Origin of the sequence: Micromonospora sp. WMMC241, from assembly GCF_027460165.1 — a bacterium.
Lineage (GTDB): Bacteria > Actinomycetota > Actinomycetes > Mycobacteriales > Micromonosporaceae > Micromonospora > Micromonospora humi.
Map to the genome: position 1 here is coordinate 217,383 of NZ_JAPZBF010000001.1, position 18,766 is coordinate 236,148.

The window sequence follows — 18,766 nt, forward strand, 5'->3', positions numbered from 1 at the left end:
GGCCGGGGGCGTCGCGTCCGGCGGGCCGGAGCTGATCTCGCCGGTTAGGCTCGGCGGCATGACGGAGACTCCTGCCCCCGGCGGCCGTACCTTCGACGAGCTCGACAAGCTCTCCACCGAGGAGCTGCGCGAGCAGGCGTTCCACCTGGCCCGGGAGCGTCGCGACGTGGGGTTCTTCTGGTCGGTGCTGCGGCACCTGCCGAACGCCGACGAGGCCGCCGCCCTGGACGGGGCGCCGAACTCGGTCGGGCCGACCATCGACGAGGCCAACGCGCTGTGGCGCGAGTTGACCGGGCACGGCTACGACGAGTCCGCGCCGCTGCTGCGCGCCGCCTTCATCGACTACCTGATGAAGCACTGATCCGGTGGCCGTCCGGCGGCCGGCGGCGGCCGCGCGGTGGGGCAGGTTTGCCCGGCGCGGCGGCCCGGGAACTGACCGTTCCATGGCCCTCACCAACCGCCCCCGCACCGTCGGCCGGTACGGCACGGCCGCCGGCACCGGCACGCTCGCCGCGTTCCTGCTCGTCGCGGTCGGCGGCAGCCCGATGTACGTGGGCTGGGCACAGGGCCACACCGACCCGACCGGCGCCGGCGGCTGGTTCCTGCGGCTGCTGGCCTGGCCGGCCTGGCGCTGGCACGCGGACGAAGGGCTGCTCACCGCCAACCTGCGGGCGATCCTGCTGATCGTGGCGGCCGCGGCGCTGCTCTACCTGCTGCCCGGCCCGCAGGTGGACCGGGTGGCCGCCTCGGGCAGCCAGTTCCTCTCCGGCTGGGGCGCGTACGCCCTGGCGGCCGGCATCGCCGCGCTGCTCGCCACGCTCCTCGGGCCGGGCGGCACGCTCTACGCCGCCTTCCAGGCCGCCAGCGCCGGCGTCACGTACGGCTTCTTCGCCGGCTGGATCGTCGGCCTGGCCAGCCTCGGCGGCCGGGCCTGATCCCGGCTGGATCGTCGGCCTGGCCAGGTCGGGCGGGCCGAGGCGGCCGGGCCTGACCCGGCAGATCGGGTATCAGTCCACCGCCCCCATGGCGAGCACCCGGGCGCGGGTGAGCAGGCCGACCGGTCGGCCGTCCTCGGTGACCACCGCCTGGTCGGCGCCGGAGGTGAGCAGCGCGCCCAGCGCGTCGTAGGCCGAGCTGCCCAGCGACACGGTGGGCAGGCCGGCCCGGTCGCCGGCCGGGACCGGGTCGAGCGCCGCGTGGGTCACCGGGGTGACCGCCAGCCGCCGGATGCCCCGGTCGGCGCCGACGAACTCGCGGACGAACGCCGAGGCGGGCGAGCCGAGCAGCGCGGCGGGCGTGTCGTACTGCTCCAGGACGCCGCCCTCGGACAGCACCGCGATCCGGTCGCCCAGCCGCACCGCCTCGTCGAGGTCGTGGGTGACCAGCACGATGGTCTTGCGGACCTCGGCCTGCAGCCGGAGGAACTCCTCCTGCAGCCGGGTCCGGACGATCGGGTCGACGGCCGAGAACGGCTCGTCCATCAGCAGCACCACCGGGTCGGCGGCGAGCGCCCGGGCGACGCCCACCCGCTGCCGTTGGCCGCCGGAGAGCTCGTGCGGGTAGCGCTTGCCGAACTGCGCCGGGTCGAGGCCGACCAGCTCCAGCAGCTCGTCGACCCGGGTCCGGGTCCGGTCCCGGGACCAGCCCAGCAGCCCCGGCACGGTTGCCACGTTCGCGGCCACGGTCTGGTGCGGGAACAGGCCGACGTTCTGGATCACGTAGCCGATCCGGCGGCGCAGCGTCACCGGGTCGACCCTCGTGACGTCGTCGTCGCCGAGCAGGATCCGCCCGTCGGTCGGCTCGATCAGCCGGTTGATCATCCGCAGCACGGTGGACTTGCCGCAGCCGGACGGCCCGATCAGCACCACCAGCTCGCCGGCCTTGACCTCGAGGCTCAGCTCGCGGACCGCCTCGGTGCCGTCCGGGTAGCGCTTGCGGATGCGCTCCAGCGTGATCGAGGCGGCGCCGTGACCGGTGTCGCTCCCCGGGGTAACGTCCACGTGTGTTCCTCCACCTGAGCTACCGGGCCGCCCCGGGTAATCCGTGGTTCTCCTGGCAGTACGTGCGGGACAACTCTGACAGCATCCTCGCCGCGTTGCGCGAGCACACCTGGTTGACCGGCCGGGCCGTGGTGATCGCCGCGCTGGTGGCGCTGCCGCTCGCGGTGGCAGCGTACTGGTTCCGGTCGCTGGCCGCGTCCATCCTGGCGCTGACCGGGGTGCTCTACACGATCCCGTCGCTGGCGCTGTTCGCCTTCCTCGCGCCCTACCTCGGCATCGGCGCGGCGACCGTGCTCACCGTGGTGGCGCTGTACGCGTTGCTGGTCATCGTGCGCAACACGCTGGCCGGCCTGAACCAGGTGCCACCCGAGGTGCGGGAGGCCGCCGAGGGCATGGGCTACGGCCGGTGGGGCCGGTTGTTCCGGATCGAGCTGCCGCTGGCGCTGCCCGGCATCCTCACCGGCGTACGGCTGGCCACGGTGTCCACGGTCGCGCTGGTCACGGTCGGCGTGGTGGTCGGTCGGGGCGGGCTCGGGCAGCTCATCTTCGCCGGCTTCCAGAACAACTTCTACAAGGCGCAGATCATGACCGGCACCGTGCTCTGCGTGTTGTTGGCGTTGGTGCTCGACCTGATCCTGGCCGGGGTCGGTCGGCTGCTGACCCCGTGGCTGCGCGGGAGAATCTCATGAACCCGGTGCAGGCGGCCGTGACCTGGCTGAACGACCCGTTGAACTGGACCAATCCCGGCGGGGTGCTGGACCGCCTCGGCGAGCACCTGAGCATGTCCGCCCTGGCGGTGCTGCTCGGCTGCCTGGTGGCCTGGCCGGTCGGCCTCTGGCTGGGGCACAGCGGCCGGGGCGGCGGGCTGGTGCTGCTGGTCTCCAACGTCACCCTGGCGATCCCGACCCTGGCCCTGCTCACCATCCTGCCGCTGACCTTCCTCGGGTTCGGCCGCGCGTCCGTGGTGGTGGCGCTCGCGGTCTTCGCGGTGCCGCCGCTGCTGGCGAACGCGTACACCGGGGTCCGCCAGGCCGACCCGGAGGCCCGGGACGCCGCGCGCGGGATGGGGCTCTCCGGCGGGCAGGTGCTGCGCCGGGTGGAGTTGCCGCTCGCGGTGCCCTACCTGGCGGCCGGTTTCCGGACCGCGGCCGTGCAGGTGGTGGCCACCGCCGCGCTTGCGTCGTTCGTCAACGGTGGCGGGCTGGGCCAGATCATCCGGGCCGGCTTCGGCCTCGACATCGCGGCCGGCGGCGGCCAGATCATCGCCGGAGGTGTCCTGGTGGCCGGTCTGGCGATGCTGGTCGAGGGCGTGCTCGCGGTGGTGGAGCGGATGGTCACGCCGCGTCCGCTGCGCCGGGTCCGGCGGCGGGCGAACCGCCGCGCCGCCGCGGCCACGGCCGGCGGCTGACGGGTCCGCTCCGGGGTCGCTGAGACGGCGGTCACCGCCGCGCGGGCGGCCGGTGACGATCGGATGACGAAATTCGCTCCGAATTTGTCGGTGGGGTCCGTGAGGATGTTGGGTGGAGTCGCGGGCGGCGTTCGGATCGCCCGTCGGACACGCGGCCGGCCCGAAGGGGTCGCGCCGGGACACGGAAGGCGGGCACCTGATGCGCGCACGTTCACGGCTGGCCGCGGGTGCCTTCGGCGCTCTCGTCGCGGCGAGCCTTCTCACCGGCTGCGGCGACGCCGGCTCGTCCGGCACCGACGCCCCAGAGGCGGGCGCCTCGGGCGCCGGTTGCGCCCCGGTGGCGGGTGACCAGCTGGTCGTCCTCACCGACGACAAGAAACTCCAGAACACCGACAACGTCCTCCCCGCGATCAACAAGAAGGCGGCCACCCCGCAGCTGGTCGCCGCGCTGGACAAGGCCTCCGCGAAGCTCGACACGCCCAAGCTGATCCAGCTCAACCGGGCCGTCGACGTCGACCGCAAGACGCCCCAGGTGGCGGCGCAGGAGTTCGCCGCCGCCAACGGCGTGACCGACGGCATCGAGAAGGGCCCGGGCGGCCAGGTGACGGTCGGCGCGGGCAACTTCAGCGAGAGCCAGACCGTCGCCGAGCTCTACAAGATCGCCCTCACCGCGGCCGGCTACCAGGTCAAGGTGCAGACCATCGGCAACCGCGAGCTCTACGAGCCGGCGCTGGAGAAGGGGCAGATCCAGGTCGTCCCGGAGTACGCCGCGACCATGGCCGAGTTCCTCAACACCAAGGCCAACGGCAAGGACGCGCAGCCGGTCTCCTCGCCCGAGCTGGAGAAGACGGTCTCGGCGCTCAAGACCGAGGGCGACAAGGCCGGTCTGGTGTTCGGCCAGCCGTCCCAGGCGCAGGACCAGAACGCCTTCGCGGTCACCAAGGCGTTCGCCGACAAGTACGGCGTGTCCACCCTCTCCGATCTGGCCGCGAAGTGCTCCGGTCAGGCCACCGTGCTGGCCGGTCCGCCGGAGTGCCCGCAGCGGCCGAAGTGCCAGGCCGGTCTCGTCGAGGTCTACGACTTCAAGGCCGGCTCGTTCAGCTCGCTGGACGCGGGCGGCCCGCAGACCAAGAACGCTCTCAAGACCGGTTCCGCCAGCGTCGGCCTGGTGTTCTCCTCCGACGCCGCGCTCGCCACGAGCTGACCCACCGCCGCCGGCCGGTCGCACCGGCCGGCCGGCGGCGTCCCCAGCCGGGCGGCAGCACGCTCAGCGCTCCGTGCACCGGAGCGCGCCGACCCGTTCCCCTCCGGTGGAACTCTCGGTACTCTGCACTCCCATGCCCGCCTCGGTCGCCCCCGCCGACAAGCGCACCCCGACGCTGCTCACCGTCCTGTTCTGGATCGGCGTGGGGCTGGCGCCGCTGGCCGCGCTCATCCTGCTGATCGCCGACGGCAACGGCACGCTCCGGTTCGGTGCGGTGCTCGCGATCCTCGCCGTGGTGCTGATCGGCCTCTCCATCGCGCTGCGGGCCGAGAACGGCGCTGACGCCGAGGAGTTGCGCGAGGAGCTGGAAGAGCTCCGCCGCGAGCTGCGGGCCGAGATCGTGGCCGCCGCGCAGCGCGGCAACCAGGCCCTCGACCAGGCGCGCCGCGCGGAGGAAGCGGCCGGCGCGGTTCGCCACCGGCTCGACGCGGCGGCGGCGGGCCTGGCCGCCGCGCCCGCCGAGGAACGGCCGGGTGGTCGGGCCCGGGTGCCGGTGGCCGGGGCGTACGAGGCGGGTCCGGCGCATCCGACCGGCCGTGCCGAGCCCGAACCCGGCGGGCGATACGGCGCCGACCAGCGGGCCGAGCCGGCGCGGGCGGGCCGGCACGACGTCGAGCGGACCGGCTCCGACGCGTACGCCGCCGAGGGTCGGGCCCGCCCCGAGCCCCGTGGCGCGGGGCGCGACCGGTCGGTCGACCACGACGAGGAACACACCGGCTTCGCCGGTCACGGCGCCGAGCCGGCACGGCCCGCCGGACGCGCCTCGGCCGGCGTCTACGGGGCGGCCCGGGCCCCCGAGCCGGGGGCGCGGCCGGATTCCCGTCCGGTCGGCGTGGTCCACCACACCGAGACCGTGCACGTCACCACGCGGCACACCATCGTGGGCGACGGGTCCGGTTCCCGGTACGGCGGATTCTCGGGTCGCTGGACACCGCCGGCGGAGGAGCGACCGCGTGGCGGGGACCCGGCCGAGTACCGGGACGACCGGCCACGGTCCGGTGCCGACCCGGACGGCTGGCCGGGGAGCCTGCGGGCCGCCTCCGGCGCGGAGCGGCCCTGGCCCGGCGCGCACGACGACGACTCCCGGGACGACGGCTTCCGGCCGGGCGGCTCGACCGACGGGTGGGCCGGCGCCGGTTCCGGACGGGCCGGCGGCTCGGGGTGGACCGGCGACGGTTCCGGGTGGACCGGCGACGGTTCCTCGTGGGCCGGCGACGGTTCCTCGTGGGCCGGTGGCGAGCATCCCTGGGCGAGCGTCGGCAGGTCCGCCGCCGGTGAGCGGGGCTGGTCGGCGCGGTCGGCGGACGACGGCTGGTCCGCCGGCGACGACCCGGCCCGGCTCGTGGAGGAGCCACCGGCGCCGGCCTGGCCGCCGGCCGGACAGTACGGCCGGGCGACGCCCGAACGGTACGGCCGGGAGGAGCCGGTCGAACGTTACGGCCGGGAGGAGCCGCCCGAGCGGTACGGCCGGGCCGCGCCCGCCGAGCCGGGTGGAGAGAACTGGTCCGAGCTGCGCGCCGGCAACCGTTGGGCGGCGGTCCGCGACGACGGTCAGGGCCGGGAGTACCGGGTCGGTGAGCGGCGGGCCGCGGTGCACGCGGACGGCGACGGCACCGAGTACCGGGTGGAGGACCGCTGGGCCGAGGTCCGGGGCGCCCCCGGTGGGTACGGCGGTTCGCCGCGCCGCCACGACCCGGAGCCGTCGTACGGCGGCTCGGCGTCCCCGTGGCACGACCCGGAGCCGTCCCACGGCGTTTCCGGTCGGTCGCCGGAGAGCCCGCCGGCATTGCCGGCCGGTGGGTTGCCGGTGCCGGACGAGTGGCGACCGCCGACCCAGCGCAGCGGCCAGCCGGAATGGCGCCGGCCCGGGCCGGAGTGGCGGCATCCCGAGCCGGATCGGCGGCAGCCGGAGCCGCAGTGGCGGCAGCCCGAGCCGGGAGGGCGCCGGCCGGAGCCGGGCACCTACGGGCAACCGCCCGGGGATCCCGCCGACCGCTGGCGCTGACCGCTCGCGCGTCCTCCGAGCGGGATCGGCGGCGGGGCGGACGTCACTTGTCGATGTCGCCGACCACGAAGAACATCGAGCCGAGGATGGCGATCAGGTCGGGCACCAGGCACCCGGGCAGCAGCGTCGACAGCGCCTGCACGTTCGCGTACGAGGCGGTGCGCAGCTTGAGCCGCCACGGCGTCTTCTCGCCCCGGGAGACCAGGTAGTAGCCGTTGATGCCGAGCGGGTTCTCGGTCCAGGCGTACGTGTGCCCCTCGGGCGCCTTGACCACCTTCGGCAGTCGGGTGTTCACCGGGCCGGAGATCCGGTCCACCCGGTCCAGGCACTGCTCGGCGAGGTCGAGTGAGGCGTACACCTGGTCGAGCAGCACCTCGAACCGGGCGTGGCAGTCCCCGGCGGTCTTCGTCACCACCGGCACGTCGAGCTGGTCGTACGCCAGGTAGGGCTCGTCCCGGCGCAGGTCGAGGTCGAGGCCGGAGGCCCGACCGACCGGCCCGGACGCGCCGAACGCGGCGGCGTCGGCGGCGGAGAGCACGCCGACGCCGACGGTGCGGGCCAGGAAGATCTCGTTGCGCCGGATCAGGTTGTCGAGGTCGGGCATGCGTCGGCGTACCTCGCCGATGGCGGTGCGGGCGCGGCCGGTCCAGCCGGCCGGCACCTCCTCCTTCAGACCGCCGACCCGGTTGAACATGTAGTGGATCCGGCCGCCGGAGACCTCCTCCATCACGGCCTGGATGGTCTCCCGTTCCCGGAACGCGTAGAACATCGGCGTGATCGCGCCGATCTCCAGCGGGTAGGAGCCGAGGAACATCAGGTGGTTGAGCACCCGGTTCAGCTCGGCCAGCGCCATCCGCAGCCAGGTGGCGCGCTCCGGCACCTCCATGCCCATCAGCCGTTCGACCGCGAGCACCACGCCCAGCTCGTTGGAGAACGCGGACAGCCAGTCGTGCCGGTTGGCCAGCACGATGATCTGCCGGTAGTCGCGGACCTCGAAGAGCTTCTCCGCGCCCCGGTGCATGTAGCCGACGATCGGCTCGGCGGCGACCACCCGCTCCCCGTCGAGCACCAGGCGCAGCCGGAGCACGCCGTGCGTGGACGGGTGCTGCGGGCCGATGTTGAGCACCATGTCGGTGCCGAGCTGCTCACCGCCGGCCCCGGTGCCGACGGTCAGCTCGCGGAGGTCACCGGCGTCCGTGGTCATGCCCGTCATCGTGCCACGAGCGGGTCGAGGGCGACGCCGACCGGCTGCCACAGCCACCAGTGCCCGCCGAGGCCGGCCGGGTCGGTCAGCTCGGCCGCCGCCGACGCCGCGGCCAGCGCCCGCAGGTAGCCGGCCGGGTCCCGGGCGGCCAGGCTCAGCGGCGGTCGCCCGCCGTCGGCCCCGAGCGCCCGCAGCGCCTCCCGCTGCGACACCACTGTGTACGCGCACCGCGCGACCCGCTCACCGGCGGAGGCGACCGAGTCCATGGCGACGTGCGCGGTCACGTCGCACGACCCGTCCGGGACCGGCGGCACCTGTCGCCCGTTCCGGTACCCGCTCAGCGTCCCGTCCACCGGCCGGGCATCCCGCAGATGCCCGTAGTCGACGGCCAGCGCGAGCCCTCGCTCGATCTGTCCCACCGCCTCCGCCCACGCCTCGTCCCGCTCCCGCCCGATCTCCACCCGCCCCCACCGGCCGTCCCACCCGTGCCCCCCGTCGTCGATCAGGGAGTTTGCGTCGTCGTCCGGGGCCGCGCCCGACGCGAACTCCTTGATCACCGGGGACGGGAGGGGCGGGTGGGGTGGGAGGGGCCACCAGGTGGTCAGCCAGGCGGTGTCGGTGGGGGAGAGGGCGGGGCCGAGAGTCTCCTCGCCGGTGGCGGGGTCGACCAGGAGGTGGCGCCAGCCGTCGGGGGTGTGGGTGGCGACGTCCAGGGGGACGTTGTCCAGCCATTCGGTGGCGAGCAGCAGGCCGGTGATCCCCTCCGGGATCTCGGGGCGCCAGTCGATCTCCGGGGGCAGGTCCGGGGGGCGGGCGGCGCGTTCCACCGCGACCGGGCGGATCCGGGCGGCCAGCTCCGGAGCGGCGTGCGCCAGCAGCGCGCGGAGCAGTTCGCCCCGGCCCGCGCCCACGTCCACCACGTCCAGCCGGGCCGGGCGGCCCAGCGCCTCGTCCAGGGCGGTGAGCTGCCGTGCCAGGGCGGCGGCGAAGGCCGGCGAGGCGTGCACGCTGGTGCGGAAGTGCGCGGCGGGGCCGGTGCCGGAGACGAAGAAGCCGCCCGGCCCGTAGAGCGCCCGCTCCATCGCGTCGCGCCAGCGCAGACAGGGGTTACCGGATGTCACGTGCCGACCCTAAGCTGCCCCTGCGCGCCACCGGGGCGGGCGCTTCGGGCGGTCGGTGAAGGTTTTCACACCTTCTTGTTTCCGGTCTGTCACCCGGGCGCATACTTGCCATCGACCGGTACCCCCTTCGAGGACTGGATCGCTGCCATGAGCGCACCGCTGCGCCCGCGGGCCCTCCGCGCCCCGCTCGCCTTCCCCCGTACCCTCACCGTCGGTGTGCTCGGCGCCGGCCGGGTCGGCGCCGTGCTCGGCGCGGCCCTCGCCGCCGCCGGTCACCGGGTGGTCGCCGCGTCCGGTTCGTCCGGCGCCTCGCGGGCCCGGCTGGCGCTGCTGCTGCCGCAGACCCCGCACCGCTCCGCGCCCGCCGTGGCGCGCGCCGCCACCGACCTGCTGATCGTCGCGGTCCCCGACGACGCCCTGGCCGGTGTGGTCGCCGAGCTGGCCGCGACCGGCGCGCTGCGTCCCGGGCAGGTGGTGGCGCACACCTCCGGCGCGCACGGGCTGGCCGTGCTGGCCCCGGCCGCCGCGGCCGGCGCGCGGCCGCTCGCGCTGCACCCGGCGATGACCTTCACCGGTACGCCGGACAACCTGTCCCGCCTGGCCGGCAGTTCCTACGGGGTGACCGCCCCGGCCGAGCTGCGCCCGTTCGCGGCCCGGCTGGTGGCCGACCTGGGCGGGGTGCCGGAGTGGGTGGGCGAGGCCGACCGGCCGCTCTACCACGCCGCCCTCGCACACGGCGCCAACCACCTGGTGACCCTGGTCAACGACGCGGCCGACCGGCTGCGCGACGCCGGCGTGGACCGGCCGGAGAAGGTGCTCGCCCCGCTGCTGCGGGCCGCCCTGGAGAACGCCCTGGCGCTCGGCGACGACGCGCTGACCGGCCCGGTCTCCAGGGGCGACGCGGGCACCGTACGCCGGCACCTGGACCGGCTGGCCGCGACCGCGCCGGAATCCGTACCCGCCTACCTGGCGTTGGCCCGACGGACGGCGGACCGCGCCGTCGCGGCGGGCCGGCTGCGCCCGGCGGACGCGACGCCGCTGCGGGACGTGCTGGACGGGATGGAGGTGGCCTCCTCGTGGTGAACGTGCTGCACACGCGCAAGGAGCTGGCGGCGGCCCGGGACGGGCTGACCGGCACGGTCGGCGTCGTGATGACCATGGGCGCGCTGCACGAAGGGCACGAGACGCTGCTGCGGGCCGCCCGGGAGCGGGCCGACCACGTGCTGGTGACGATCTTCGTGAACCCGCTCCAGTTCGGCCCGAACGAGGACTTCGACCGCTACCCGCGCACGCTCGACGCCGACCTAGAGATCTGCCGCCGGGCCGGGGTGGACCTGGTCTTCGCACCCCCGGTGAACGAGATGTACCCGCAGGGGCAGCCGACGGTGCGGCTGAACCCGGGTCCGCTCGGCGAGGACCTGGAGGGCCTGAGCCGTCCCGGCTTCTTCCACGGCGTGCTCACCGTGGTCATGAAGCTGCTCCAGCTCACCCGCCCGGATCTCGCCTTCTTCGGCGAGAAGGACTACCAGCAGCTCACCCTGGTCCGCCGGATGGTCCGCGACCTGGACGTGCCGACCGAGATCGTCGGCGTGCCGACCGTCCGCGAGCCGGACGGACTGGCGCTGTCCAGCCGCAACCGGTACCTGTCCGCCGAGGAGCGGCGGGCCGCGCTGAGCCTCTCCGCCGCGCTGCGCGCCGGTGTCGCGGCGGCCGAGCGGGGCGACGACGCGGGTGCGGTGCTGGCCGCCGCGCACCGGGCGTTCGACCCGGGTACGCCGGACGCCCGCCTCGACTACCTGGTGCTCACCGACACCGATCTGGAGCCCGGGCCGGTCGCCGGCGCGGCCCGGCTGCTGATCGCCGCCTGGGTCGGCGCCACCCGCCTGATCGACAACACGGCGATCCACCTCGCGCCGCGTCCCTGAACCCCACCACGAATGCGGAAAGGCACCCCGATGCTCCGGACCATGCTCAAGTCGAAGATCCACCGGGCCACGGTGACCCAGGCCGACCTGCACTACGTCGGCTCGGTGACCGTGGACGAGGATCTGCTCGACGCGGCGGACCTGCTCCCCGGCGAGCAGGTCGCGATCGTGGACATCACCAACGGCGCCCGCCTGGAGACCTACGTGATCCCGGGCCGGCGGGGCAGCGGCGTGATCGGCATCAACGGCGCCGCCGCCCACCTGGTCCACCCCGGTGACCTGGTCATCCTCATCTCGTACGGGCAGATGGACGACGCCGAGGCGCGCGCCTGGCAGCCCCGGGTGGTGCACGTCGACGCCGACAACCGCATCGTCGACCTGACCGCCGACCCGACCACCGCCGCCCCCGGCACCGCCGGCGATCCCACCCCGAACCCCCTCGCCGCCGCCCTGACCTGATCCACCGACGCGGTCTGTCACCGGAAGGTCATTTTCGGCTACCCTGGTCGCACCGTCGGAATCGACGGTCGTCGGGCTGGGGGAGGCGCGATGGGCCGTGCGATGCGAAGCCTCGTCGCCGCCGTGGTCGCCGGTGTGCTGGCGGCCGGGTGCGCCTCGACGGGCGGGCTGGACGGCGACCTCGGCGACGACTGGGCGGCCATGCCGCCGGCCGGTCCGTTCACTCCGGTGGCCGGCGTCTGCCAGGTCGCCGACTTCACCCCGGCCGTGGGCCTGCCGGCGTACGCGCCGGTCGGCTGCGACCTGCCGCACCGGGTGGAGACGGTGCACGTCGGCGCGTTCACCGTCGACCGGGCCGCCCCGCCGGCGCTCGGCTCGCCGGAGATGCGTGGCGCGTTCACCGAGTGCGACACCCGGGCCCGGGGCTACGTGGGCGACGACTGGCGCGCCGGGCGGCTCCGGCTGGCCGTGGCGCTGCCCACCGGCACCGGTTGGACGGCCGGCTCCCGCTGGTACCGGTGCGACCTGACCGAGCTGAACACCGTCGAGGCGGCGGCCGTCGTGGTGACCCGGACGGGCAGCCTGCGCGACGCGCTCAAGCCGCCGTCCCCGCTGCGCCTGGGCTGCCAGCGCACCGGGCAGGACCGTGGCAGGGTGCAGGCGCTGACCCCGGTCGGCTGCGCGGTGGCGCACGACGCCGAGTTCGCCGGCGTCTGGGTGGCGCCGGACCGCCCGTACCCGAAGAAGCCGGCGGACTGGGCGCCGCTCTACGCCGGCTGCTTCGGTGTCATCGCGCGCTTCGCCGGCGTGCCCGCCGACGGGTCCCTGCGCTACCGCAGCGACGTGGTGGTGCGGCCGCCGGCCGCTGGCCGCTGGGGGGTCGGCGACCGCGGGGTCCGCTGCTACCTGTGGCTCAGCAACCGCACGGTGACCGGGTCGCTGAAGGCCGCCGGCCCGGCCCGCCTGCCGGTCCGGACGAGGTAGCCGAAACCACTCGTCCCGCCCCCGTCGCCCGGGACGAGGATGCTTCGGGTTGACTGTGCCCATGGACCTTCCCACCGTCGACCTGCCCGCGTTGCCCCGGCTGCTCGCCGCGCCCGCGCCCGGCTGGGTGGAGACCACCGACGTGATCGTCGTCGGTTCCGGGGTCGCCGGGCTGACCGCCGCGCTGCACCTGCGCGAGGCGGGCCTGCACGTCACGGTCGTCACCAAGGTGGACATGGACGAGGGCTCCACCCGCTGGGCGCAGGGCGGCATCGCCGCGGTGCTCGACCCGGCGGACAGCCCGGGCGCGCACGCGTACGACACCGAGGTGGCCGGCGTCGGCCTCTGCGACCCGGCGGCGGTCCGGGTGCTGGTCGAGGAGGGTCCGGTCCGGCTGCGCGAGCTGATGCGGATCGGGGCGGAGTTCGACCGCAACCCGGACGGCTCGCTGATGCTCGGCCGGGAGGGCGGGCACCGGGCCGACCGGATCGTGCACGCCGGCGGCGACGCCACCGGCGCGGAGGTGCAGCGGGCGTTGCACGCGGCGGTGCGCCGCGACCCCTGGATCCGGCTCGTCGAGCACGCCCTGGTGCTGGACCTGTTGCGCGCGCCGGGAGACGGTCCGGGTGGGCTCGGCCCGGCCTGCGGGATCACCCTGCACGTGCTCGGTGAGGGCAGCGAGGACGGCGTCGGCGCGATCCTCGGCCGCGCGGTGGTGCTGGCCACCGGTGGGATGGGGCAGGTCTTCGCGGCCACCACCAACCCGTCGGTCTCCACCGGCGACGGGGTGGCCCTGGCGCTGCGTGCCGGCGCCGCCGTCACCGACCTGGAGTTCGTCCAGTTCCACCCGACCGCGTTGATCGTGCCGGCCGGCGGGCCGGGCGCCGGCCTGGCGCAGCAGCCGCTGGTCTCCGAGGCGCTGCGGGGCGAGGGCGCCCACCTGGTCGACGGCGACGGCAAGAGGTTCATGGTGGGCCAGCACGAGCTGGCCGAGCTGGCGCCCCGGGACGTGGTGGCCAAGGGCATCCACCGGGTCCTCCTCGCCACCGGCGCTGATCACGTCTTCCTGGACGCGCGGCACCTGGGCGGCGACTTCCTGGCCCGGCGGTTCCCCACGATCGTGGCGTCCTGCCTGGCCGTCGGCGTGGACCCGGCGACCGACCTGATCCCGGTCGCGCCGGCGGCGCACTACGCCTCCGGCGGGGTCCGCACCGACCTGCACGGCCGCACCTCGATCCCCGGCCTGTACGCGTGCGGCGAGGTGGCCTGCACCGGCGTGCACGGCGCGAACCGGCTGGCCAGCAACTCGCTGCTGGAGGGGTTGGTCTTCTCCCGCCGGATCGCCGAGGACATCGCCGCCGGGCTGCCCGAGCAGGCCCGTCCGGCGGAGACCGGCGCCTGGGTGGGCGGCGAGGGCCGGCTGGTGCCGGCGACCGGCACGCCGGAGCTGCAACGGGCGATGACCCGGGGCGCGGGCGTGCTCCGCTCGGCGGAGACGCTTGCCGGCACCGCGGTCACCCTGACCGGGCTGGGCGAGGGGCGGGGTGTGCCGCGTACCGCCGACTGGGAGGCGACGAACCTGCTCACCGTGGCGTCGACGCTCGTCGCCGCCGCGTACGCCCGCGCGGAGACGCGCGGCTGCCACTGGCGGGAGGACTTCCCCTCGGCCGACGACCGGTGGCTGGGGCACCTGGTGGCCGAGGTGGGCCCGGACGGGCTGCTGTCGGAGAGTTGGGAGCGGAACTCATGATCGAGTCGACGGTGCGGGCGCTGCGGGACGCCGGCCTGGATCCGGACCGGGTCCGGCAGGTGGTGGTCGACACGCTGGCCGAGGACCTGGGCCCGGACTTCCTCGACGTCACGAGCGTCGCGACCGTCCCGGAGGATCAGCGGGACACCGCCGACCTGGTGGCGCGCGAGGACGGCGTGGTCGCCGGGCTGCCGGTGGCCGCCGCCGTGTTCGAGCTGGTGGGTGAGGTGACCGGCGCCGGGCGTACGCTCGCGGTGTCGTCGGTGGCCCTCGACGGTCAGCGGGTGGCGCGCGGCGACGTGCTGGCCACGGTGACCGGGCCGACCCGGCTGCTGCTCACCGCCGAGCGGACGGCGCTCAACCTGCTCTCCCGGATGTCCGGGGTGGCGACCCACACCCGGGCCTGGGCCGACGCGTTGGCCGGCACGAAGGCCATGGTGCTGGACACCCGCAAGACCACGCCGGGGCTGCGCGCGCTGGAGAAGTACGCGGTCCGGGCCGGCGGTGGCACCAACAAGCGGATGGGCCTGCACGACGTCGCCATGATCAAGGACAACCACAAGCTGGCGGCCGGCGGGATCGCGGCCGCGTTCCGGCGGGTCCGGGAGGCGTTCCCGGACGTGCCGGTGCAGGTCGAGGTGGACACGCTGGACGAGGCGGTGGAGGCGGTCGAGGCCGGGGCGGGTTTCCTGCTGCTGGACAACATGACCCCGGCGCAGCTGCGGGCGGTGGTGGCCGTGGTGGGTGACCGGGCGGAGTTGGAGGCGACCGGTGGGCTGACCCTGCCGGTGGCGGCCGAGTACGGGGCCACCGGAGTGGACTTCCTCTCGGTCGGCGCGCTCACCCACTCGTCGCCGATCCTCGACATCGCCCTCGACCTGCGGCCGAACTGACCGTCTAGGCTGCCGCTGTGCTGCTCTGCATCGACATCGGAAACACCAACACCGTGCTGGCGACCTTCGACGGCGACAAGCTGGTGCACTCCTGGCGGATCAAGACCGACGCCCGTTCCACCGCGGACGAGCTGGGCCTGATGTTCCGGGGGTTGCTGGCCGGTGACGCCGTGGAGATCACCGGGGTGGCGGCCTGCTCGACCGTGCCGGCCGCGTTGCGCTCGCTGCGCACCATGCTGGGTCGCTACTACGCCGACCTGCCGAGCGTGATCGTCGAGCCGGGCGTCCGCACCGGGGTGCAGCTCGCCATCGACAACCCGAAGGAGGTGGGCGCGGACCGGGTGGTGAACACGCTGGCCGCGTACACGCTCTACGGCGGGCCGTCGATCGTGGTGGACTTCGGCACCACCACCAACTTCGACGTGATCAGTGACCGGGGCGAGTTCCTCGGCGGGGCGTTCGCGCCCGGCATCGAGATCTCGTTCGACGCGCTGGCCGCCCGCGCCGCGCAGTTGCGCAAGGTGGAGGCCACCCGGCCGCGTTCGGTGATCGGCAAGAACACCGTCGAGTGCCTCCAGTCCGGCCTCTACTTCGGCTTCGCCGGGCAGGTGGACCGGATCGTCGAGCGGATGTCCGACGAGCTGGGCGAGGTGAAGGCGGTGATCGCCACCGGCGGCCTGGCCTCGCTGGTGCTGGGGGAGTGCCGGACCATCACCCACCACGAGCCGATGATCACCCTGATCGGCCTGCGGATGGTCTACGACCGCAACACCTGACGTCAGTACCGCCGCGCGCGCAGCACGATCGTGCGGTACGGCAGCTCCACGGTGTCCCGGCCGGCCAGCTCCGGGTGGGTGGCGAACAGGTCGGCCAGCCCGCCGTCGACCCGCGCCCGCTCGGCCGGGGTGGCGGTCAGCCAGTAGGAGCGGGTGTGCAGCATCGCCACCAACTCGTCCGGGGTGAGCGTGGTGGCGTGGTCGAACTCGCCCACCTGGACCGGGATGAAGGCGGGACCGAAGTCGGCGTACCTGTCGATCACGTCACCGGCGTTGTGGTCGAGGTGGGCGATCCGGGTCAGCTCCGCCACCCAACCGACCCGCTCGTCGCGGACGTTCCACACCGGCGCGAACGTCCCGCCGGGGCGCAGCACCCGGGCCACCTCCGCGTGGGCCCGCTCCCGGTCGAACCAGTGGTAGGCCTGACCGACGAGCACCGCGTCCGCGGCGGCGTCCGGCAGCGGCACCGACTCGGCGCTGCCGGCCAGCGCCGTCGTGCCCGGGGTGGCGGCGGCCAGTTGCGCCCGCATCCCCGGGTCCGGCTCGACGGGTACGACGTCGTGCCCGAGCGCGGTCAGGCCGCGGGTGAGGATGCCGGTGCCGGCGCCGAGGTCCACCACCCGGGCCGGGGTGGGCTGCCGGTCCAGCGCCCAGCGCAGCGCCGCCTCGGGATAGCGGGGCCGGAACCGGTCGTACTCGGCGGCGGCGGCGCCGAACGAGAGCGCCGCAGTGGGGTCGGTCATGGCGGGCAGGTTATCCCGTAACGGCCGGCACGACGCTTGAGTACGCTCATGGGCTGACCCCGCCGATGTTCCCCAGGCCTGAGGAAGCGTGCCGTGACCGAGCAGAACGCCCTGCCCACCGACCCCGCCGACGACCTTCCCGAGCAGATGAAGGTCCGCCGGGAGAAGCGGGACCGAATGCTCGCCGAGGGCGTCGAGCCGTACCCGGTCGGTTTCCCGCGGACCAGCACGCTCGCGAAGCTCCGCGAGCGCTACGCCGATCTGCCGACCGACACCGCCACCGGCGACCGGGCCGCGGTCACCGGTCGGGTGATCTTCATCCGCAACACCGGGAAGCTCTGCTTCGCGACCCTGCGCGACGGCGACGGCACCGAACTCCAGGCGATGCTCTCGCTGGACCGGGTCGGTCCGGAGCGGCTGGCCGACTGGAAGCGCCTGGTCGACCTCGGTGACCACGTCGGTGTGACCGGCGAGGTGATCACCAGCCGGCGGGGCGAGCTGTCGGTGCTTGCCGACGAGTGGACGGTGACCGCCAAGGCGCTGCGCCCGCTGCCGGTGGCGCACAAGCCGCTGAGCGAGGAGTCCCGGGTCCGCCAGCGCTACGTGGACCTGGTGGTCCGCCCGCAGGCCCGGCAGATGGTCCGCACCCGGGCCGCGGCGGTCCGCAGCCTGCGCGACACCCTGCACTCCCGGGACTTCGTCGAGGTCGAGACGCCGATGCTGCAGTTGCTGCACGGCGGCGCGACGGCCCGCCCATTCGTGACCCACAGCAATGCGCTCGACACCGATCTGTATCTGCGAATCGCGCCGGAACTGTTTCTCAAGCGCGCGGTGGTGGGTGGCGTCGACCGGGTCTTCGAGATCAACCGCAACTTCCGTAATGAGGGCATCGACTCCTCGCACTCGCCGGAGTTCGCGATGCTGGAGACCTACGAGGCGTACGGCGACTACGACACGATGGCCGAGCTGACCCGAAATCTCGTGCAGCAGGCCGCCATCGCGGTCGCCGGCTCGACGACCGTGACGCATGCCGACGGCCAGGAGTTCGACCTGGGCGGCGAGTGGCGCTCGGTGACGCTGTTCGGTGTTCTTTCCGAAGCGCTCGGTGAGGAGGTCAGCGTCCGCACCGAAAGGTCACGCCTGGTCGAGTACGCGGACAAGGTCGGCCTCTCGGTGGACCCGAAGTGGGGGCCGGGCAAGCTGGCCGAGGAGTTGTTCGAGGAGCTGGTGGTGCCGTCGTTGCAGGCGCCCACGTTCGTCCGCGACTACCCGGAGGAGACCAGCCCGTTGACCCGGGCGCACCGGAGCGAGCCGGGGCTGGCCGAGAAGTGGGACCTCTACGTGCTGGGATTCGAGCTGGGCACCGCGTACTCCGAGCTGGTCGACCCGGTCGTGCAGCGCGAGCGGCTGGTGGCTCAGGCGCAGCTCGCGGCGCGTGGCGACGACGAGGCGATGCGTCTCGACGAGGACTTTCTCCGGGCGATGGAGTATGGAATGCCGCCGGCCGGTGGTATGGGAATGGGAATCGACCGTCTCCTGATGGCGTTGACCGGCCTGGGAATTCGGGAAACCATCCTCTTCCCGTTGGTCCGCCCCGAGTAGGCGGGCAAAGCTTGGCCGCCTCGTCACGCCATCCTATTGACGGGGCGAGCATCGGGCAGGTTATTGTGCTCCTGTATTGCAGGAGCACAACCCTGCTCGAAAGGAATGTGGGACGTGGCCAAGCAGATCATTCACAAGCTGGTCGATGACCTGGACGGCGGGGACGCTGACGAGACTGTCAAGTTCGCGCTCGACGGCGTGCAGTACGAGATCGACCTCTCGGCCTCCAACGCTGAAAAATTGCGCGGCGAATTCGCGCAGTACATCGCGCACGGCACGAAGGTCGGTCGCGGTGGAGTGGTGGTGGGCGGCCGGGCCGCGCGCGGGCGGGGCGGGGCGACCGCCGACCGCGAGCAGAACCGGGCCATCCGCGAGTGGGCCAAGAAGGCCGGCAAGGACATCTCCGACCGGGGCCGGATCCCGCAGGAGATCGTGGACGAGTACCACGCGAAGGCGGGGCACTGACCCCGACTTGTGGCGACGGGCGATCCGACGCCGGTCCGGAGGGCGACTCCGGGCCGGCGTCCGTCGTTTCCCGCCCGCGTTGTCGCCGAGCGGCGTTTCCGACCATGCGGGCCCGGTGTCCGGTCTCACCCCGGCCGGGCGGTCGGCTCTCCCGGCGGGGAAGAAAC

The 18,766-nt window shown here is 74.3% G+C and carries 19 protein-coding genes; 15 read left to right on the forward strand and 4 right to left on the reverse strand.

All coding sequences use genetic code 11. The features are described from left to right. Positions 1-58 precede the first annotated feature (58 nt). Both O7598_RS01065 and O7598_RS01070 read left to right on the forward strand, forming a co-directional pair. Positions 59-361 carry a hypothetical protein gene (locus O7598_RS01065; RefSeq protein ID WP_091070141.1) on the forward strand — a complete coding sequence of 101 codons (303 nt, stop codon included), beginning with the start codon at positions 59-61 and terminating at the stop codon, positions 359-361. Positions 362-443: 82 nt separating this feature from the next. Further along, on the forward strand, positions 444-935 hold the full coding sequence (locus O7598_RS01070) for a hypothetical protein (protein WP_269689592.1): 492 nt from the start codon (positions 444-446) through the stop codon (positions 933-935). Positions 936-1,007: 72 nt separating this feature from the next. Here O7598_RS01070 and O7598_RS01075 read toward each other — a convergent pair whose 3' ends face one another. After that, positions 1,008-2,000, reverse strand: a complete 993-nt coding sequence (locus tag O7598_RS01075; protein ID WP_269689593.1) for an ABC transporter ATP-binding protein — start codon at positions 1,998-2,000, stop codon at positions 1,008-1,010. A 2-nt stretch (positions 2,001-2,002) separates the two neighbouring features. Between O7598_RS01075 and O7598_RS01080 the strand changes: the two genes are divergently transcribed. The 4 genes from O7598_RS01080 (at position 2,003) to O7598_RS01095 (ending at position 6,677) form a co-directional block, all read left to right on the forward strand. Then, positions 2,003-2,689 carry an ABC transporter permease gene (locus tag O7598_RS01080; protein ID WP_269689594.1) on the forward strand — a complete coding sequence of 229 codons (687 nt, stop codon included), beginning with the start codon at positions 2,003-2,005 and terminating at the stop codon, positions 2,687-2,689. Continuing rightward, entirely contained in the window at positions 2,686-3,408 is a 723-nt protein-coding gene (locus O7598_RS01085; RefSeq protein WP_269689595.1) for an ABC transporter permease, read from the forward strand. Before O7598_RS01080 ends, O7598_RS01085 begins: the two co-directional genes overlap by 4 nt. A 199-nt stretch (positions 3,409-3,607) precedes the next feature. After that, positions 3,608-4,612, forward strand: a complete 1,005-nt coding sequence (locus O7598_RS01090) for a glycine betaine ABC transporter substrate-binding protein (protein ID WP_269689596.1) — start codon at positions 3,608-3,610, stop codon at positions 4,610-4,612. Between the two features lie 133 nt (positions 4,613-4,745). Then, positions 4,746-6,677: a hypothetical protein gene (locus O7598_RS01095; RefSeq protein WP_269689597.1), complete on the forward strand. Its 1,932-nt coding sequence runs from the start codon at positions 4,746-4,748 to the stop codon at positions 6,675-6,677. Positions 6,678-6,720: 43 nt separating this feature from the next. Here the strand turns inward: O7598_RS01095 and O7598_RS01100 are convergent, their stop codons facing one another. After that, positions 6,721-7,890 carry an NADH-quinone oxidoreductase subunit D gene (locus O7598_RS01100; RefSeq protein ID WP_269689598.1) on the reverse strand — a complete coding sequence of 390 codons (1,170 nt, stop codon included), beginning with the start codon at positions 7,888-7,890 and terminating at the stop codon, positions 6,721-6,723. Then, positions 7,887-8,963, reverse strand: a complete 1,077-nt coding sequence (locus O7598_RS01105; protein WP_269694705.1) for an SAM-dependent methyltransferase — start codon at positions 8,961-8,963, stop codon at positions 7,887-7,889. Before O7598_RS01105 ends, O7598_RS01100 begins: the two co-directional genes overlap by 4 nt. Positions 8,964-9,149: 186 nt before the next feature. Between O7598_RS01105 and O7598_RS01110 the strand changes: the two genes are divergently transcribed. The 7 genes from O7598_RS01110 (at position 9,150) to O7598_RS01140 (ending at position 15,789) form a co-directional block, all read left to right on the forward strand. Next, positions 9,150-10,085 carry a Rossmann-like and DUF2520 domain-containing protein gene (locus tag O7598_RS01110; protein WP_269689599.1) on the forward strand — a complete coding sequence of 312 codons (936 nt, stop codon included), beginning with the start codon at positions 9,150-9,152 and terminating at the stop codon, positions 10,083-10,085. After that, complete coding sequence (gene panC / locus O7598_RS01115) at positions 10,079-10,927, forward strand: pantoate--beta-alanine ligase (RefSeq protein WP_269689600.1); 849 nt, start codon at positions 10,079-10,081, stop codon at positions 10,925-10,927. The genes O7598_RS01110 and panC overlap by 7 nt, the downstream gene beginning before the upstream one ends. A 30-nt stretch (positions 10,928-10,957) precedes the next feature. After that, positions 10,958-11,386, forward strand: a complete 429-nt coding sequence (panD, locus tag O7598_RS01120; protein ID WP_269689601.1) for an aspartate 1-decarboxylase — start codon at positions 10,958-10,960, stop codon at positions 11,384-11,386. A gap of 90 nt (positions 11,387-11,476) precedes the next feature. Then, positions 11,477-12,370, forward strand: coding sequence for a septum formation family protein (locus O7598_RS01125; RefSeq protein WP_269689602.1), 894 nt, complete (start codon positions 11,477-11,479; stop codon positions 12,368-12,370). Positions 12,371-12,431: 61 nt separating this feature from the next. Next, positions 12,432-14,120: an L-aspartate oxidase gene (locus tag O7598_RS01130; RefSeq protein WP_269689603.1), complete on the forward strand. Its 1,689-nt coding sequence runs from the start codon at positions 12,432-12,434 to the stop codon at positions 14,118-14,120. Continuing rightward, positions 14,117-15,013, forward strand: a complete 897-nt coding sequence (gene nadC / locus O7598_RS01135; RefSeq protein ID WP_269689604.1) for a carboxylating nicotinate-nucleotide diphosphorylase — start codon at positions 14,117-14,119, stop codon at positions 15,011-15,013. The genes O7598_RS01130 and nadC overlap by 4 nt, the downstream gene beginning before the upstream one ends. Before the next feature lie 17 nt (positions 15,014-15,030). Then, positions 15,031-15,789, forward strand: coding sequence for a type III pantothenate kinase (locus tag O7598_RS01140; protein WP_269689605.1), 759 nt, complete (start codon positions 15,031-15,033; stop codon positions 15,787-15,789). A gap of 2 nt (positions 15,790-15,791) precedes the next feature. On the opposite strand, the gene O7598_RS01145 is transcribed toward O7598_RS01140, so the two are convergent. Further along, positions 15,792-16,532, reverse strand: coding sequence for a class I SAM-dependent methyltransferase (locus tag O7598_RS01145; protein WP_269689606.1), 741 nt, complete (start codon positions 16,530-16,532; stop codon positions 15,792-15,794). Between the two features lie 93 nt (positions 16,533-16,625). On the opposite strand from O7598_RS01145, the gene lysS reads away from it, so the two are divergent. Together lysS and O7598_RS01155 are read left to right on the forward strand one after the other, a co-directional pair. Further along, a complete protein-coding gene (gene lysS / locus O7598_RS01150; RefSeq protein WP_269689607.1) occupies positions 16,626-18,134 on the forward strand; it encodes a lysine--tRNA ligase in 1,509 nt (502 codons plus the stop codon). Positions 18,135-18,248: 114 nt separating this feature from the next. Beyond that, complete coding sequence (locus O7598_RS01155) at positions 18,249-18,599, forward strand: histone-like nucleoid-structuring protein Lsr2 (protein WP_091070408.1); 351 nt, start codon at positions 18,249-18,251, stop codon at positions 18,597-18,599. Positions 18,600-18,766: the final 167 nt, after the last annotated feature.

Coding starts and splice junctions, on each gene's coding strand:
- O7598_RS01065 (WP_091070141.1), top strand. CDS start 59: ATGACGGAGACTCCTGCCCCCGGCGGCCGTACCTTCGACGAGCTCGAC.
- O7598_RS01070 (WP_269689592.1), top strand. CDS start 444: ATGGCCCTCACCAACCGCCCCCGCACCGTCGGCCGGTACGGCACGGCC.
- O7598_RS01085 (WP_269689595.1), top strand. CDS start 2,686: ATGAACCCGGTGCAGGCGGCCGTGACCTGGCTGAACGACCCGTTGAAC.
- O7598_RS01090 (WP_269689596.1), top strand. CDS start 3,608: ATGCGCGCACGTTCACGGCTGGCCGCGGGTGCCTTCGGCGCTCTCGTC.
- O7598_RS01095 (WP_269689597.1), top strand. CDS start 4,746: ATGCCCGCCTCGGTCGCCCCCGCCGACAAGCGCACCCCGACGCTGCTC.
- O7598_RS01100 (WP_269689598.1), bottom strand. CDS start 7,890: ATGACGGGCATGACCACGGACGCCGGTGACCTCCGCGAGCTGACCGTC.
- O7598_RS01105 (WP_269694705.1), bottom strand. CDS start 8,963: ATGGAGCGGGCGCTCTACGGGCCGGGCGGCTTCTTCGTCTCCGGCACC.
- O7598_RS01110 (WP_269689599.1), top strand. CDS start 9,150: ATGAGCGCACCGCTGCGCCCGCGGGCCCTCCGCGCCCCGCTCGCCTTC.
- panD (WP_269689601.1), top strand. CDS start 10,958: ATGCTCCGGACCATGCTCAAGTCGAAGATCCACCGGGCCACGGTGACC.
- O7598_RS01125 (WP_269689602.1), top strand. CDS start 11,477: ATGGGCCGTGCGATGCGAAGCCTCGTCGCCGCCGTGGTCGCCGGTGTG.
- O7598_RS01130 (WP_269689603.1), top strand. CDS start 12,432: ATGGACCTTCCCACCGTCGACCTGCCCGCGTTGCCCCGGCTGCTCGCC.
- nadC (WP_269689604.1), top strand. CDS start 14,117: ATGATCGAGTCGACGGTGCGGGCGCTGCGGGACGCCGGCCTGGATCCG.
- O7598_RS01145 (WP_269689606.1), bottom strand. CDS start 16,532: ATGACCGACCCCACTGCGGCGCTCTCGTTCGGCGCCGCCGCCGCCGAG.